The sequence below is a fragment of the Janthinobacterium sp. NKUCC08_JDC genome (genome assembly GCF_019345575.1).
Lineage (GTDB): Bacteria > Pseudomonadota > Gammaproteobacteria > Burkholderiales > Burkholderiaceae_D > Janthinobacterium > Janthinobacterium aestuarii.
The window spans coordinates 82,708-97,170 of record NZ_JAHKQW010000003.1; the positions used below are offsets into that span (position 1 = coordinate 82,708).

A 14,463-nucleotide genomic window follows, 5' to 3' on the forward strand; every position below is an offset into this window, starting at 1 on the left:
AATGAGTACCTCCAAAAAACCCTTGGCCATCGGCGCCGCCGTCATCGTGCTGGCCTTCGTCGGCTGGGGCTTGTACCAGGCCTTCCAGCCGCAGCGCCTGCCTTTGCAGGGACAGATGGATGCGCAGGAAGTCAATGTCTCGTCGAAAGTGCCGGGCCGGGTGGGCGAGCTGTACGTCAAACTGGGCCAGACGGTGCCGAAAGGCCAGCTGCTGTTCCAGCTGACGAGCCCGGAAGTGGATGCGAAGATCGCCCAGGCCACGGCCGCCACCCAGGCGGCCGATGCCGTGGCGCAAAAGGCGCAAGCCGGTGCGCGTCCGGAAGAAGTCGCGGCCGCGAAAGCCAACTGGGAGCGGGCGCAGACGGGGGCCACTATCGCCAAAACGACGTACACCCGCGTCAACAATATGTACGAGCAAGGCGTGATCGCCCAGCAGAAACGCGACGAGGCGCAAGCGCAATGGCGCGCCGCCGACCAGCTGGCGCAGGCTGCCCGCGCGCAATATGACATGGCGCAAAAGGGCGCCCGTCCTGAAGACAAGACGGCGGCCGCCGCCCAGGCGCGCCAGGTGGGCGCCGTGCTGACGGAAGCGCAGGTCGCCCTGGCCGAAACGAAGATCGCCGCGCCTGTGGCGGGCCAGGTCAGCAAGATCCAGATACAGCCGGGCGAACTGGCGCCGCAAGGTTTCCCCGTGATTACCCTGGTGAACCTCGACGACGCCTGGGCCGTGCTGCAAGTGCGCGAAGATGAAATGGCCGCGTTTGCCATGGGCAGCACGCATACGGCCAATGTGCCGGCCTTGAAACAGCAGGTCAGCTTCAAGGTCAGCTCCGTGGCCGTGCTGCCGGACTTCGCCACGTGGCGCGCGGCCCGTCCGGGCGGCACGGATTTGCGCACGTTTGAAATCCGCTTGCGTCCCGCCATCAAGGTCGAGGGCTTGCGTCCTGGCATGTCGGTCGTGTTTCCACCGCTCTGATACTAGATGAACGAAGCGGATAAAGAACCGGTTTCGGCGCTGGCACGCGAGTGGCGGCGCTTGCGCGGCGACTTCTGGGACTTTGGCATGCTCAGCTGGATTCCGGTCGTGCTATGCGGCATGCTGTGGCTGGTGTTTTCCGCCGGCATCGCGCGCGACTTGCCCATCGTCGTCATCGACAACGATAACTCCACCTTGTCGCGCCAGCTCACGCGCTGGCTCGACGCCTCGCCCGGCATCAAGGTGGCGGCGAAAGTGGTGTCCAGCGACGAAGCCTTGCATCGCCTGCGCGAGCGCACGGCGTTTGGCTATTTGCTGATCCCCGACGATTTCGAGCGGAAGCTGCTGGGCGGCCGGCAAGCCACCGTGCAATGGCTGTACAACGCGCAGTTTTCCTCGCACGCAGGCGCCTTGCTGCGCGACGTGCGCACGGTCAGCACGACCTTGTCGGCCGGCATCGAGATGACGGCGCGCGTGAAAAAAGGCATGTCGGGCGTGCAGGCTGCCGCCCAGTTCGAACCGATACGCACGACCTTGAACAGTTTATACAATGAAAACATCAGCTATGAAGCGTTTCTGACCCTGGCCCTGATGCCGGCCATGCTGCAGATTTTCATCGTCGTCGCCATCGTCACGAGCATAGGACGCGAGTTGCGCGACGGCACGGTGCCGCAATGGCTGGCCTCGGCCCGTGGCAACTGGCTGCGCGCCATCGGCGCCAAGCTGCTGTTTCCCCTCATCGCCTACTGCGCGCTGGCGCTGCTGTACCTGCTGTTCTTCAGCCTGGCGCGAGGCTGGGCCGTGGCGGGCAGCTTGCCGGCGTTACTACTGAGCATGCTGCTGCTGGTGCTGGCCTATTGCGGCCTGGCCACCTTGCTGATCGCCGCGACCTTGTCGCTGCGTCTGGCGCTGTCGGGCGCGGCCTTCATCACGGCGCCGGCCTTCGCGTTTGCGGGCCAGGCTTTTCCCTTGATGGCCATGCCGGCGCCGGCGCGCGCCTGGGCGGAAGCCTTGCCGCTCACGCATTATCTGCAGCTGCAAACGAAATACTGGCTGGCCGGCGCGCCGTGGCGTTATGGCGTACAGGAAATGCTGATACTGGCCGGTATCGCCATCGGCTGCGGCGCCGTGGGCGTGTTCCTGCTGGCGCGCCGCGCGAATACGCCTGCCGCCTGGGGACGCACATGATGTGGAAATCCTTCCTCGCCACCTGGCGCGCCATGCTGACGGACAAGGGCGCGCTGACCTTGCTGTTCATCGGCGGCATCATCTATTCCTTCTTTTATCCGCTGCCATACTCGACGGAAATCGTCCAGCGCGTGCCCGTGGCCGTCGTCGACCAGGACCGCAGCGCCATGTCGCGCCAGCTGACGCGCTTTGCCATGGCCCATCCGTCGCTGGAGGTGATCGCCGTCACGCCGGACCTGCCCGTCGCGCAGGATTTATTGTGGCGCGATGAGGTCATGGGTGTGCTGATCATTCCCGACGGCTTGCAGACGGACGTGCTGGCCGGACGCGCCGCCCACGCGCAAGTGGCGGGCAACGGCTTGTATCTGATGCTCAACAAGGTGGCCTTGAACGGCCTGGCCGAAGTGGTGGGCACGGTGTCGGCCGGTATTGAATTGAAACGTCTGGGCGCGGGCACGCCATCGGGCATTCAGGCCAATGAGCAGCGCTCGCCCATCGCCTTCGACGCCTTGCCCCTGTTTAACGTCAAGGAAGGCTATGGCGCGTATGTCGTGCCGGGCGTGGCTACTCTCATCGTGCAGCAGACCTTGCTGATCGGCATGACCATGCTGTTCGGCACCTGGTACCAGCGCAAGAGTTTCCCTGTGGCGGGCAAGCGCACGGTGGGCGGATATATGGGCATGCTGCTGGCGTTTGCCTGCGTGGCGTTTTTGAACTGCTGCTATTTCTTCGGCTTCGTCTTCTGGTTCCAGGATTACCCGCGTGGCGGCAACTTCGGCGGCATGCTCCTGCTGCTGGTGCTGTTTTCGCTGGCGGAAGCGGCCTTCGGCATGCTGCTGGGCATGCTGTTCCGCACGCGCGAACGGGGCACGCAGCTGATGATCGCCACCTCGATGCCTGTGCTGTTCCTCGCGGGCCTGACGTGGCCCGTGTCGTCCATGCCCGTCGTGCTGCAATGGCTGCGCTGGCTGCTGCCATCGACGGCCGGCATCCAGGGTTTTGTCGCGCTGAACCAGATGGGGGCCTCGCTGTATGAAATCCGCCATGAAGTGGCGGGCTTGCTGGCCCTATTGGTAGCCTGCGTGGCGCTGGGCTGGTGGCGCTGGCGCGCCGAGGCGCCAGTGCCCGTCATCCAACAAGGCTGAGCATGCAGCCAGGGAGTGAGCTGGAGCCATAACTGCCCGTATCGTTAGCGACGGGATCCATCAAGCTTTCTGCAGTGCCGCCAGCAGCAGCTGGCAAAAACCGTCACGCACGGGGTCGGGCAGGTTGTCATTGGCCCGCAGCAGGCTGTCGACGCGAGGCAGCGGTGCCAGCCGTTCCAGTGCCGCGTGCCGGTGCACGCCCGGGCCCAAGTTGCGTTCATTGACCACCGCCATGCCCAGGCCGGCGGCAATCGCTGTCAGCATGCCCGCCACCGATGGGCATTCCAGGCCCACGCTCCAGGCCATGCCGGCCTGGCCCAGCTTTTCCTCGGCCAGCCGGCGGTAAAAGCAGTGCGGCCCGTATGTGATCAGCTTGACGGTCTCTCCCGGCAAGGCCTGCTCTGCCGTGGCAGCGCACCAATGCAGCGTTTCTGTCCATAACAGCGCGTCACCCGGCGCCGCCTTGCCGGCAAAATCCTGGTGCAAAATCACATCGAGCACGCCGTCGGCAAAGCGTTCGCGCAATACCTGGCTTTGCTCCACCACCAGCTGCACATCGACCTTGGGGTGGTGGTGCGAGAACTGCGACAGCACCGTGCATACGTCGGCCAATGAAATCTGCTCCGTCACGCCGATGCGCAGCCGGCCTTGCATCGCCGATGGCGAAAAATGGGCGACGGCGTCATCGTGGGCGTCGAGTATGTTGAACGCATGCCGCAGCAGCACGGCTCCCTGGTCGGTCGTGCCAAACAGCCCGCCGCTGCGCGCCAGCAACTGGCAATCGAGCTGCTGCTCCAGCCGCTTGATTTTCCAGCTGACGGCCGACTGGCTCAGATGAAGCAAGCTGGCGGCCTGGCTCATGCTGCCGGTTTGTACCACTGCCCTGAATACACGCAGGGCGTCGACGGATAGACGTAAATTCATGGGTTATGACAAAAGTTGGATTGAAAGTAAAAAGAATGTCACTGGCGTCATGTCCAGTCTAGCCTTAGCCTGCAGGTTCTGCAAACAAAAGGACATCTGATGACGAGTCAAGAACCGCTGTTGAATGGCCACGCCCTGGTCCACGGCCAGCGTATCGCCACCGGCATCCATGGCGCAGGCACGCCGCTGGTGCTGGTGCATGGCACGCCGGCGCACAGCATTATCTGGCGCGCACTGGTGCCGCTGTTCGTCGATGCCGGTTTCCACGTGCACCTGTATGATTTGCTGGGCTTCGGACGATCCGAGCGGCCCGTCGAAGCCGATACCTCGGTAGCGGCGCAGGTGACCGTGCTGGCGGCCTTGCTCGACCACTGGCAACTGCCGACCACCCACTTGTTCGGCCACGATATCGGCGGCGCCATTGCGCTGCGCCTGGCGTTCGACCATGCGGCGCGCCTGCGCAGCTTGAGCATCGCCGACGCGCCCAGCTACGATTCCTGGCCATCGCCTACCTGGAAGCATCTGCGCGATGACTTCGCCCGCTATGCGTTGACGCCGGCCAGCGAGCATCGCGCCACGATGGCGCGCCAGCTGGGCATGGCCGTTTTTCACAAGGACAGGATGCAGGGCGAGCTTCTGCGGTGTTACCTGGAGCCGCTGTGCGGCGTGGTGGGACAGCCCTCGTTTTACCAGCATCAGGTGGCGCACTATAACGCCTGCCATACGATGGACTTTACCGAAAAACTGCCGCAGTTGACCTTGCCGGTACAGGTCTTATGGGGCCGGCAGGACGAGTGGCAGCCGGTGGCGTATGGCCATCGCCTGCAGCGCGATATTCCCGGCGCCACCTTGCACCTGTTTGACGAGGCCGGGCACTTCCTGATGGAAGATGCGCCAGCGGCCGTCGCGGCACAAGTGATCGCGTTCATTCATCAGATGGAGAGGAGGGGGCCATGATATTGATCGGAATGCTCGATTCGCCTTACGTCAGGCGCGTTGCCATTGGCATGAAAGTGCTGGGCCTGGAACATGAACACCGGCCCTTGTCGGTGTTTTCCGATTTCGACCAGGTACAAGCGATCAATCCTGCCGTCAAAGTGCCGACCCTGGTCACCGGCGACGGCCAGGTGCTGATGGACTCGACCCTGATCCTCGCATATCTGGAGGAATTGGCCGCACATGCTCCCCGCATCAGGCCGGAGCCGGAGCCTGCACGCCTGCGCGCGCTGTGCCAGACCAGCTATGCTTTGGCGGCCTGCGACAAAGCCGTGCAGATCGTCTATGAGCGGCGCTTGCGCCCGCAGGAAAAGCAGCACCAGCCCTGGCTGGACCGGATCCAGCTGCAATTGCATGGGGCCTGGCGGCAGCTGGAAGCGTCACTGCGCGAAGAGGCGCCGGACTGCCTGAGTATGGCCGGCATCACCATTGCGGTGGCCTGGAGTTTTGCTCAGCAGATGGTGCCCGACGTGATGGCGGCCGGCGACTATCCGGCCGTGGCCGCGCTGACGGCGCTGGCCGAGCGGCAGCCGGTGTTTCTGGCTACGCCGATGGCGGGCTAATCTGCTTTCATCCGAACCGGTAATTGCAGGCGGCTTGTGCAATAATTTCATTTCCTTAACGGAAGAGTATTGCCATGCCGTCTTTTAATCTGTTCCAGCGCCTGTCCCAGGCCCCCACCAAACCCAGGTCCGCGCCCGTTGCGCGGCAGTTCGACGTGGCGGACCTGTACCAGGGGCCCATCGCGCTGGGAGCGGAAGGCGAGGCGCAGGCGCGGCCTTTCGATGAAAAGCTGCGCCAGGCCTACTTCTGGATCGTCAACCACGCCATCATCAGTCCCCATTACGATATCGAATACAACGACGGCCCGTCGCAGACGTATTCCGTGGGCGACAGCCGGCGCACCCTGAATCTGCCGTCGGCGCAAAGCTATTCCAGTTTCATTCTGCTGCCGCTGCTGACGTTCGCCACGCGCCGCAAATGCCTGTTCGTCGGCGGGCCGGGGCGGGGCAAGACGGCCAGCGCCTTGCTGATGGGCGTGCTGGCCGGCTCCACCGTCAAGGAAGTCAAACGCGCCATGCAGCATGGCCACCCGCAGATGACGGTGGCCGACTTGCTCGGCAATCCGCTGCCCGCCGATTTGGTCAACGCGCAAAGCATGGACGATATCCGCATCGCCTGGCGCGCCTGGCTGGGCATGCGCGTGAAAATCGTCGATGAATACAACCGCATCCCCACGCGCACGCAAAGCGCGCTGCTCACCGTCATGGGCGACAATTATGCGGAAGTGCTGAACCACATTTACGAATGCCCGGAGGCTGCCTGGTATCTGACGGCCAACGACGACCAGGGCGGCGGCACCTACCAGGTGATCGAGGCGCTGCGCGACCGGGTTGACGTGACGGTGCAGGCGCTCGCCTTCAATCCCCGCTTTTTAAATGAACTGCTGCTGCGCGTGGAAGAAAACGTGCGCCCCGAAGAGCTGGTGCCGCCCGATATCATCTTCACGGAAGGGGAGGTGGACCAGATCGGCGAAGCGATCCGCCAGGTGGGCATACCAGACGCCGTGCGCCGGCGCCTGGAATTCTTTGCCAGCCAGTTCGAGCTGTTCGAGACGGCCGGCGGCCAGTTCGAATACATGACCAAGGATACGGCCCGCCTGGCCGGCGCCGACCGGGGGCAGGCGCAGGCGGCCGACAATGGGCGCGACCGTTTGAAAGACCTCGGTTGCCAGACCCTGAACGGTATCTCCGTGCGCACCCTGATGGCGCTGATGATTTACGCCAAGGCCATGGCGTATTTCCGCGGCAATGGCGAAGTGGAGCTGGAAGACTTGCGCCAGGTGCTGCCATTCGTCCTGCATAACAAGCTGCAGCCGGACCCGGACGCGCCATTTTTCGCGCTGCCGGAAAACGCCGCCTACCGCAGCGACAGGCTGGGCTGGCTGCGCCGTTTGTTCGATCTGTCGAACGATGAATTCAACCGCCTGGACCTGGACCGCGACGATCCTGTCGGCGTGCTGTCGGCCGAATTCGACCTTGGCCTCGACGGAGTCAGCGAACGCGAAACCCTGGCGCGTTTGAACCGCATCGAAAAGCTGATCGCCGAACGCACGAAGGGGAGAAAACTGTATGGTCCCCTGTACGACGACCTGTTGAAGCTCAAATACCTGCACCAGCGCTACACCAACTACCGCAGCTGGCTGCGTTCGCAATGAGCGTCCTGCGTTGTCAAGGCTTCCTGGAAGCGCTGGCCCTGCTCAATGGCGAAGCGAGCGACCTGTGCGCGAGCTACGAGTTGCAGCGCCTGCCCGATGCGCCCGATCTCGCCACGGCGCTGGGCTTGCGCGTGGAAGATCATGCCTTGCACGTCATCGCCCCCGCGCGCGATTTGCCGGCCGCGCTGTGGCACATCAAGACGGCGCCGTGCGGGCGCGCGCAGCTGGAGCAGGTATGCCAGCGCTGGTTTTTCTCGTCTCGGCACATGCAGGCGGCGCCACCGGGGCGCTTCCGCGCGCAGCTGGTGGCCTCCTTCATGGAATCGATCGACGACGCGCTCGGTGGATTTTCCCCGCACGCCGTGACGATGACGCCGCCAATGTGGTACGCGATCCACTGGGACGAGATCGCGTTCGAGCGCGATGGCGAACGCTATCTGCTGCACTTTTCGCACAGCGACTGACAGGCCGCGATGATTTCTCCTGCTTTTGCCTCGATACTTGCCAGCGGCCGCGCCCAGTTCAATGCGCGCGCAGCGGAAGCGCGCCGGCGTTTCCCCTCGCTCGACATGGCCGCCTTCGGCGCCTTCTTGCACGACGGCGTCGACCCGCTGGTGCTGGCCGTGTCTTCCGCTGCGCCCGAGCGCGTGGGCGGCGTCACCCTGGCCGCCTACGACATGGCACTGGAACTGGTGGGCCATGGCCTGGCCGGCCCGGCGGCGAAAAACCCGTTCTTGAATACCGTGTGGTGCGAACTGGCGCCGCTGTTTGCGCCGCTGCTGGCGACGGCCCCCGTCGACGTGCTGGGCATGCTCAGCAACGCCGCCATCCACCTGGGGAGCGTGCCCGGAGCGCGGCCCGCGCAATGGCAGCGCGAGCTGGCTGCGGTGGCGCCGCAAGTCGGCAGCGTCGCGCAGCTGCGCGCCGTGGGCCAGGTGCTGGCCTGGCGCGCCGGCGTCGCGCATTTCCGCCAGGGCGCGCTGGCCGCCGCCGGCACCTTGCCGCCCGCGCTGGCGCTGGCTGCGTTTGGCGAGCCGGGTGCGCAATGGCCGCAGGTGCGGGCGCAGTTGCTGGACTATCCCTGGCGCGGCAATGCCGAGGGCAGGGAGTTCGGCAGCTTCAGCGGCCTCGGTGGCGACTTCGGCACGCCGCCGCAAGTGCGCGCAACAAACGACGGTTTTATCGTGCGCAGCGCCGAGCGCCATTACCTGCTGGTGGCCGACGCCCATGGCGCCGTGCTGCACAGCGCCACGGCGCACGAGTATGAGCAGGCCACTACCGGCATGCCATCGTCCGTGCGTCTCGATGGGGCGACCGTGCACGTCGGCGCGCGCAGTATCGCGCTCGACCTGCCGGCCGGCGACATCGCGCTTGCCGCGAATGCGCATACGCTGGCCATCACGTCGCCGTGGACGCACGCGATCCGCCTGCTGCCGCTCGCATGAAGACGACCGCCGATACTGCGCTGATCGACGCCTGGCGCGCCGCCTGGCCCGAGGCCCTGGCCGTGTGGAGCAAATTTACGCGCTTGCGCGACCCCAGCCTGTGCGCCAGCCGCGTCGAGGCCAGCAAGCAGGGCTTGTCCGGCAGTTTCGCCATGATCCGGCTGCTCGATCAGAGCGTCGTGGTGGATTTGCCGCTGGTGACGGAGCTGGGACTGGACGACTATGCGCTGGAAGTGCTTGCCCATGAAATCGGCCACCATATCCTCGCGCCGGGCAGCGCCAGTGACCAGTTCCGCCTGCTGGCGCGCATGCGCCGCGCCTTGCCCACCCTGGAGCAGCACGCGCCCATGGTGGCCAACCTGTACACGGACCTGTTCATCAACGACCGTTTGCAGCGCCAGGCGAACCTGCGCATGGCCGATATCTACCGCAAGCTGGAGCAGGGACGCACTGTGGACGCCAAGGCCAGCGGCGGCGTATGGACCCTGTACATGCGCATCTACGAAAACCTGTGGCAGCTGGAAAAGGGCGAGCTCGGTGGCGGCCAGGCCGACGAACGCCTGGACACGGATGCCTGGCTGGGCGCGCGCCTGATACGCGTCTACGCGAACGACTGGATGCTGGCGGCGGGCCGCTTCGCCACCTTGCTGCTGCCTTACCTGGTGGAAGACACTGACGCTCTGAGCCCGAGCCGCTATCTGCTCGACACGCGCGACGCGGCCCGTGGCTGCCAGACGTATGGCGCGCAGCAGATCGAGGATGACGAGGAGGACGGTGCCATCCATCCCGTGCACGACAAGCGCATCTCGGGCCTCGATGGGGATGAGCCGCCTGCCGAGCCGGCGGCCAGGCAGGGCGGCGGCCAGCTGCGGGAACCGTTCGAGCTGGGCGACATTCTAAAGGCGTCGGGCGTGGACCTGAGCGACCATGAAATCGCCATCCGCTATTACCGCGAGCGGGCCTTGCCGCACCTGGTGGCGTTCCCCAGCCGCCCCGCGCCCGAATCGCAGGAACCGCAGATGGAAGGGCTGGAACCGTGGGAAATCGGCGACCCGCTGGAAGACATCGACTGGCTGCAATCGGTGATGCAGTCGCCGCGCCCCGTGCCGGGCGTGACGACCGTGCGCCGCGTGTATGGCCGTGAACCGGCGCGCGCCATCGACGCCGTGCCCGTGGACCTCGACATGTACGTGGACAGTTCCGGTTCCATGCCGAACCCGCAGTCGCATACTTCGTTTTTGACACTGGCTGGTGCAGTCATCGCGCTATCGGCCTTGCGCGCCGGCGCGAAAGTGCAGGTGACCCTGTGGAGCGGCAAGAACGAGGTGATGCAAACGCCGGGTTTCGTGCGCGATGAATACATGATCCTGGGCGTGCTGACGGAATTTTTCGGCGGCGGCACCTGCTTCCCCATCCACCGCCTGCGCCAGACTTATGCGGCCAAACGGGAACGGCCCGCGCACATTTTGATGATTTCCGACGATGGCATCACCACGATGTTCGACAACGATGAACTGGGCAACAGCGGCTGGGATATTTCCGCCAAGGCGCTGGCGCAGGGGGGCGCGGGCGGCACCATGGCCCTGAACCTGGAGCGCGAATGGGAGGGCGCGGCGGCTAACAAGTGGCTGCAGAAAACCTATGACGACTTGAAGCGCGCGCGCCGTGAACAGGGCTGGGATATCCACGCCGTCGAGCGCTACGAGGACTTGCTGGACTTTGCGCGGGCGTTCAGCCGGCGCCACTATGTTTAAATCCGGGGTCAGACCCGCCGGGTCTGACCCCAGCCTTTGCTTTTTGGGCTAAATTTGCGCATCACTGTATTAAGAAAAGGCCCATGAATATCTCTGGTCCCCACCTCGAAACCCTGACCCACCGCCTGGCCGACACGCCCGTCGAATTCCTCGCCGAGCCCCGCATCGCCGGCGTCGCCAATGCGCAGGCCGTGGCCGTGGCCGCGCTGGTCAACGACATTTTGCTGCTGCATGGCGCCCGCGCGCCGGCCGCGTCCTTGCACGGGTTTATCGGCGCGCAAGTGAAGGCGGACCGCAACCGGCTGGCGCTGGCCATGATCGTGTGCTGGCTGCTGGCCGACGACTGGTTCACCAGCCAGCAGTTGCCGCAGCCAGCCTTGCTGCAGGTGCTGGGCGAGGCGGCGCGCGAATTGGCCGCTGCCACACCTGCCCACCAGTTCACGCAAGACCCCGAGCGGCGCGAGGAACTGGCGCGCATCGTGCTGGCGCGCCTGGGTTTTCGGCCCCGCGACGAAAGCGTGGCGCAGGCGACGGACAGATTGTCCGCCATCAGCGGCACGGAACGCCGCCGCCTGCTCGAAGCGAGCCGGCTGGCCGAGCAGCGCGCGCGTGAAATCCGCGAAGCGCTGGCGAAAAAGGCGGCCGAGGAATCGGCCGACAAGTGGTCGCGCGAATGACGCTCGCTGGCAAACCTGACGTCAACCTGCCTGGCGGCGCCTGGGTATCGGACCGCGACTACTGTCCCACCCTGACGCCGGCGGGCGCGCGCATGCTGGCGCACTTGCGCAATCATCCTAGCGCCCCTGTCTACCGCAACCGCAGCGGCAACAAGCTGCTGGCAGCGGAGGTCGAATCACTGCGCGCCTACGAGCGGGAGGTCATGGATGCGGTAGTCGCTTGGGGCGCCGATGCGCCGCCGCCCTGGCTGGCGGATTTTCTCGGGACGGTCTACGCCACGGTGCCCCATTACCGCGCCTGCGGCTCGCCACCCGCGCGTCTCGCGGACGTGGCGCCCATCAGCCGCGCCGAACTGGCGCACGACATCGCCGCCTTCGTGCCCGACGATGCTGACTTGGCGCGCATGATCAATTTCCAGACGACGGGCACCACGGGCCATCCGCTGCTGATCGCTTCGCACCCGCTGGTGGCAGGGCGTTACCTGGCCTTCCACAAGCGCGCGCTGCGCCGCTTCGGCGTGACCCTGCGCCATGGCGCGGGACAGGTGGGCGTCATGCTGCTGGGGCACCAGCGCCGCTGCTTCACCTATGTCTCCGTCACGCCGACGATGCATGAATCGGGCCTGGCGAAGATCAATCTGCACGTGGACGACTGGCGCGACCCTGACGACCGCGCGCGCTACCTCGACGCCATGGCGCCCGAGCTGATCGCGGGCGACCCCATCTCGTTTGCCGAACTGCTGACCCTGTCCATGACGCACAAGCCGGCCGCGCTGATGTCCGTGTCGATGATGCTGTTGCCCGGTATGCGCGCGCGCCTGGAAGCGCGTTTTGGTTGTCCCGTGCTCGATATCTATTCGCTCAATGAAGTGGGGCCCGTCGCCGTCTACGACGAACAGGCGGGCGGCCATGTGCTGCTGCAGCACCGGCTGTACGTGGAAATCCTCGATGCTGCGGGCCAGCCCGTGCCGGAGGGCGCGCGCGGCGAAATCACGGTGACGGGCGGCTTCAATTTCTGCCTGCCCCTCGTGCGCTACCGCACGGGCGACTACGCTTCGCTGGCGCATGGCCCGCACGGCCCCGTGCTGGTGGGGCTGGCGGGCCGCAGCCCTTTGCGCTATCGCACGGTCAACGGCGAGTGGATCAATAATATCGACATCACGCACGCCTTGAAACCGCTGGCCATCGCCCTGTTCGGCGTGCACCAGCATGGCGATGGCGCCATCGCACTGCGCCTGGCGCCGGGCGCCATGCCGCAGGCTGACCGGGCGCGCGCCTTGCTCGCGCCTTTTTTCGGCGCCATCACGGTCGAGACTTTGCTGGCGGAAGACAAGATCATTCAATACACCTCGGATTTGCAGGAAGCGGCAGCATGAACCTTTACAAGCGCGGCCTCGTGGTCGGCAAATTCTGCCCGCTGCACCAGGGCCACGAACTGTTGCTCCATCGTGCGCAAGACGCCAGCGAAGAACTGCTGGTGGTCAGTTACACCAAGCCCGAATTTCCCGGTTGCGAGCCGCCGCGCCGGGAACGCTGGCTGCGCGCGCAGTTCCCGCAGGCGCACATCGTCGTGCTGGACGATGCGCGCCTGGCTGCCCTGTGTGCGGCGCGCGGCGTGCGTGCGCTGACCTTGCCGCACAACGACGACGATGGCGACGCGCATCGCCACTTCATGGGCTGGCTGTGCTGGACGGTGCTGGAGCGGCCCGTCGATGCCGTGTTTACCAGCGAAGACTATGGCCCCGGTTTTGCACAGGTACTGGAACGGCATTATGCGAGCGGACCTGTGGCGCACGTGAGCGTGGATCAGGCGAGAACGTTGGTGCCCGCGTCCGGTACCGTGGCGCGGCAAGATCCGCATGCGCACAGCGCCTTCCTGTCGCCGATTGTGCGCGCCGATTTTGTCACGCGCGTGTGCGTGCTCGGTGGCGAATCGAGCGGCAAGACGACCTTGGCGCAAGCGCTGGCGGCGCATTTCGAGACGGCCTGGGTGGCCGAGTATGGCCGCGAATTGTGGGAAAGCCAGGATGGCGTGTTGGCGTATGATGATTTGCTCAAGATCGGCCGCGAGCAGCTGCGCCGCGAAGCGCAGGCGCTGTTGGCCGCGCGGCGCTGGCTGTTTTGCGATACCTCGCCCATGACCACGTATTTCTACTGCGTCGAGATGTTCGGCAAGGCCGAGCAGGAACTGGCGCAGCTGGCCGAACACCGCTATGACTTTGTGCTGCTGTGCGCCCCCGACTTCCCGTTTATCCAGGATGGCACGCGCCGCGACGAGGATTTCCGTGCGCGCCAGCATGCGTGGTACCAGGCCGAACTGGCGCGGCGAGGGATTGCCTATGTCAATGTGTCAGGCACGGTCGCGGACAGGGTCGGACAAGTCGCCCAGTTGCTCGCGCGTAGGTCGGATTAGCGGAGCGTAATCCGACATCACCACATGCGTCAACAATGTTGTCGGATTACGCGCTCGCGCGCTAATCCGACCTACGCGGTAAAAGCTGTGTTCACGGCTTTCAGAATCTCATCCGAAAACGCTTCATCGTCGACGGCGCGCGCCAGCGCCACGGCGCCCACCATGGCCGACAGCATGACGATGGCCTCCTGGCGCGCGTTGCGCTTTTTCTGCCACGGAAAATGCGCTGCCAGCTTGCCGATGATGGCTTTCAGGTGGAAGGTGAAGGCAGGGCGCACGGCCGGCTGCTTGCGCGCGTCGCCGGCCAGCGCCGCCAGCAGACAGCCATCGCCCGGTGCGTCGCGGTGGGCTGCGCTGACGTAATCGCGCACGTACTGGCGCATCGTTTCCGGGCTGGCCGTTGCCGCATCGAGCGCCACGCGCGAGTGTTCCGAACCGTGCAGGGTGCTTTCCGCCATCAGCGCTTCCTTCGAGGCGAAATGGTTGTAGAAGGGGCCGTGCGTGAGTCCCGTCGCCTGCATGATCTGCCCCACGCTGACGCCGTCGTAACCCTTTTCACGGAATAGCCGCGCCGCCTGCGTCAGGATGCGCTGGTGCTTTTCGGCGGTTTCTTCGGCGGGATAACGCATGGCAAGCTCCTGATCACGATTCAAAAAATAATGGTTGACATCATACATGATGTTCGTCATGCTTCAACACATTAAACATGATGACCGTCATATTTAAT

General features: G+C 65.0%; 14 protein-coding genes. 12 read left to right on the forward strand and 2 right to left on the reverse strand.

Annotated features, from left to right (window positions below):
* Position 1: 1 nt before the first annotated feature.
* From KO538_RS10220 to KO538_RS10230, 3 genes are read left to right on the forward strand one after another with little or no spacing between them, the layout of a single operon-like run.
* Positions 2–976 carry an HlyD family secretion protein gene (locus KO538_RS10220; protein WP_034757027.1) on the forward strand — a complete coding sequence of 325 codons (975 nt, stop codon included), beginning with the start codon at positions 2–4 and terminating at the stop codon, positions 974–976.
* A 6-nt stretch (positions 977–982) separates the two neighbouring features.
* Positions 983–2,164 carry an ABC transporter permease gene (locus tag KO538_RS10225; RefSeq protein WP_219328241.1) on the forward strand — a complete coding sequence of 394 codons (1,182 nt, stop codon included), beginning with the start codon at positions 983–985 and terminating at the stop codon, positions 2,162–2,164.
* Complete coding sequence (locus KO538_RS10230; RefSeq protein ID WP_219328242.1) at positions 2,161–3,309, forward strand: ABC transporter permease; 1,149 nt, start codon at positions 2,161–2,163, stop codon at positions 3,307–3,309. Before KO538_RS10225 ends, KO538_RS10230 begins: the two co-directional genes overlap by 4 nt.
* A 60-nt stretch (positions 3,310–3,369) precedes the next feature.
* Here the strand turns inward: KO538_RS10230 and KO538_RS10235 are convergent, their stop codons facing one another.
* Positions 3,370–4,233, reverse strand: a complete 864-nt coding sequence (locus tag KO538_RS10235) for a LysR family transcriptional regulator (protein WP_219328243.1) — start codon at positions 4,231–4,233, stop codon at positions 3,370–3,372.
* 99 nt (positions 4,234–4,332) lie between these two features.
* Between KO538_RS10235 and KO538_RS10240 the strand changes: the two genes are divergently transcribed.
* The 9 genes from KO538_RS10240 (at position 4,333) to KO538_RS10280 (ending at position 13,736) form a co-directional block, all read left to right on the forward strand.
* Entirely contained in the window at positions 4,333–5,190 is an 858-nt protein-coding gene (locus KO538_RS10240; RefSeq protein WP_219328244.1) for an alpha/beta fold hydrolase, read from the forward strand.
* Positions 5,187–5,792: a glutathione S-transferase gene (locus KO538_RS10245; RefSeq protein WP_219328245.1), complete on the forward strand. Its 606-nt coding sequence runs from the start codon at positions 5,187–5,189 to the stop codon at positions 5,790–5,792. Before KO538_RS10240 ends, KO538_RS10245 begins: the two co-directional genes overlap by 4 nt.
* 74 nt (positions 5,793–5,866) lie before the next feature.
* Positions 5,867–7,447 carry an AAA family ATPase gene (locus tag KO538_RS10250; protein WP_219328246.1) on the forward strand — a complete coding sequence of 527 codons (1,581 nt, stop codon included), beginning with the start codon at positions 5,867–5,869 and terminating at the stop codon, positions 7,445–7,447.
* The gene (locus KO538_RS10255; protein WP_219328247.1) at positions 7,444–7,911 is read left to right on the forward strand and encodes a hypothetical protein; all 468 of its coding nucleotides are present in this window, start codon (positions 7,444–7,446) and stop codon (positions 7,909–7,911) included. The genes KO538_RS10250 and KO538_RS10255 overlap by 4 nt, the downstream gene beginning before the upstream one ends.
* A 9-nt stretch (positions 7,912–7,920) precedes the next feature.
* Positions 7,921–8,892, forward strand: a complete 972-nt coding sequence (locus tag KO538_RS10260; RefSeq protein WP_219328248.1) for a hypothetical protein — start codon at positions 7,921–7,923, stop codon at positions 8,890–8,892.
* A complete protein-coding gene (locus tag KO538_RS10265; protein WP_219328249.1) occupies positions 8,889–10,646 on the forward strand; it encodes a VWA domain-containing protein in 1,758 nt (585 codons plus the stop codon). The genes KO538_RS10260 and KO538_RS10265 overlap by 4 nt, the downstream gene beginning before the upstream one ends.
* Positions 10,647–10,729: 83 nt before the next feature.
* Positions 10,730–11,323: a hypothetical protein gene (locus tag KO538_RS10270; protein ID WP_219328250.1), complete on the forward strand. Its 594-nt coding sequence runs from the start codon at positions 10,730–10,732 to the stop codon at positions 11,321–11,323.
* On the forward strand, positions 11,320–12,699 hold the full coding sequence (locus tag KO538_RS10275; RefSeq protein ID WP_219328251.1) for a capsule biosynthesis protein CapK: 1,380 nt from the start codon (positions 11,320–11,322) through the stop codon (positions 12,697–12,699). The genes KO538_RS10270 and KO538_RS10275 overlap by 4 nt, the downstream gene beginning before the upstream one ends.
* Entirely contained in the window at positions 12,696–13,736 is a 1,041-nt protein-coding gene (locus tag KO538_RS10280; protein WP_219328252.1) for an AAA family ATPase, read from the forward strand. The genes KO538_RS10275 and KO538_RS10280 overlap by 4 nt, the downstream gene beginning before the upstream one ends.
* A gap of 71 nt (positions 13,737–13,807) precedes the next feature.
* On the opposite strand, the gene KO538_RS10285 is transcribed toward KO538_RS10280, so the two are convergent.
* The gene (locus tag KO538_RS10285; protein ID WP_219328253.1) at positions 13,808–14,365 is read right to left on the reverse strand and encodes a TetR/AcrR family transcriptional regulator; all 558 of its coding nucleotides are present in this window, start codon (positions 14,363–14,365) and stop codon (positions 13,808–13,810) included.
* Positions 14,366–14,463 lie beyond the last annotated feature (98 nt).

Coding starts and splice junctions, on each gene's coding strand:
- KO538_RS10220 (WP_034757027.1), top strand. CDS start 2: ATGAGTACCTCCAAAAAACCCTTGGCCATCGGCGCCGCCGTCATCGTG.
- KO538_RS10225 (WP_219328241.1), top strand. CDS start 983: ATGAACGAAGCGGATAAAGAACCGGTTTCGGCGCTGGCACGCGAGTGG.
- KO538_RS10230 (WP_219328242.1), top strand. CDS start 2,161: ATGATGTGGAAATCCTTCCTCGCCACCTGGCGCGCCATGCTGACGGAC.
- KO538_RS10235 (WP_219328243.1), bottom strand. CDS start 4,233: ATGAATTTACGTCTATCCGTCGACGCCCTGCGTGTATTCAGGGCAGTG.
- KO538_RS10240 (WP_219328244.1), top strand. CDS start 4,333: ATGACGAGTCAAGAACCGCTGTTGAATGGCCACGCCCTGGTCCACGGC.
- KO538_RS10245 (WP_219328245.1), top strand. CDS start 5,187: ATGATATTGATCGGAATGCTCGATTCGCCTTACGTCAGGCGCGTTGCC.
- KO538_RS10250 (WP_219328246.1), top strand. CDS start 5,867: ATGCCGTCTTTTAATCTGTTCCAGCGCCTGTCCCAGGCCCCCACCAAA.
- KO538_RS10255 (WP_219328247.1), top strand. CDS start 7,444: ATGAGCGTCCTGCGTTGTCAAGGCTTCCTGGAAGCGCTGGCCCTGCTC.
- KO538_RS10260 (WP_219328248.1), top strand. CDS start 7,921: ATGATTTCTCCTGCTTTTGCCTCGATACTTGCCAGCGGCCGCGCCCAG.
- KO538_RS10265 (WP_219328249.1), top strand. CDS start 8,889: ATGAAGACGACCGCCGATACTGCGCTGATCGACGCCTGGCGCGCCGCC.
- KO538_RS10270 (WP_219328250.1), top strand. CDS start 10,730: ATGAATATCTCTGGTCCCCACCTCGAAACCCTGACCCACCGCCTGGCC.
- KO538_RS10275 (WP_219328251.1), top strand. CDS start 11,320: ATGACGCTCGCTGGCAAACCTGACGTCAACCTGCCTGGCGGCGCCTGG.
- KO538_RS10280 (WP_219328252.1), top strand. CDS start 12,696: ATGAACCTTTACAAGCGCGGCCTCGTGGTCGGCAAATTCTGCCCGCTG.
- KO538_RS10285 (WP_219328253.1), bottom strand. CDS start 14,365: ATGCGTTATCCCGCCGAAGAAACCGCCGAAAAGCACCAGCGCATCCTG.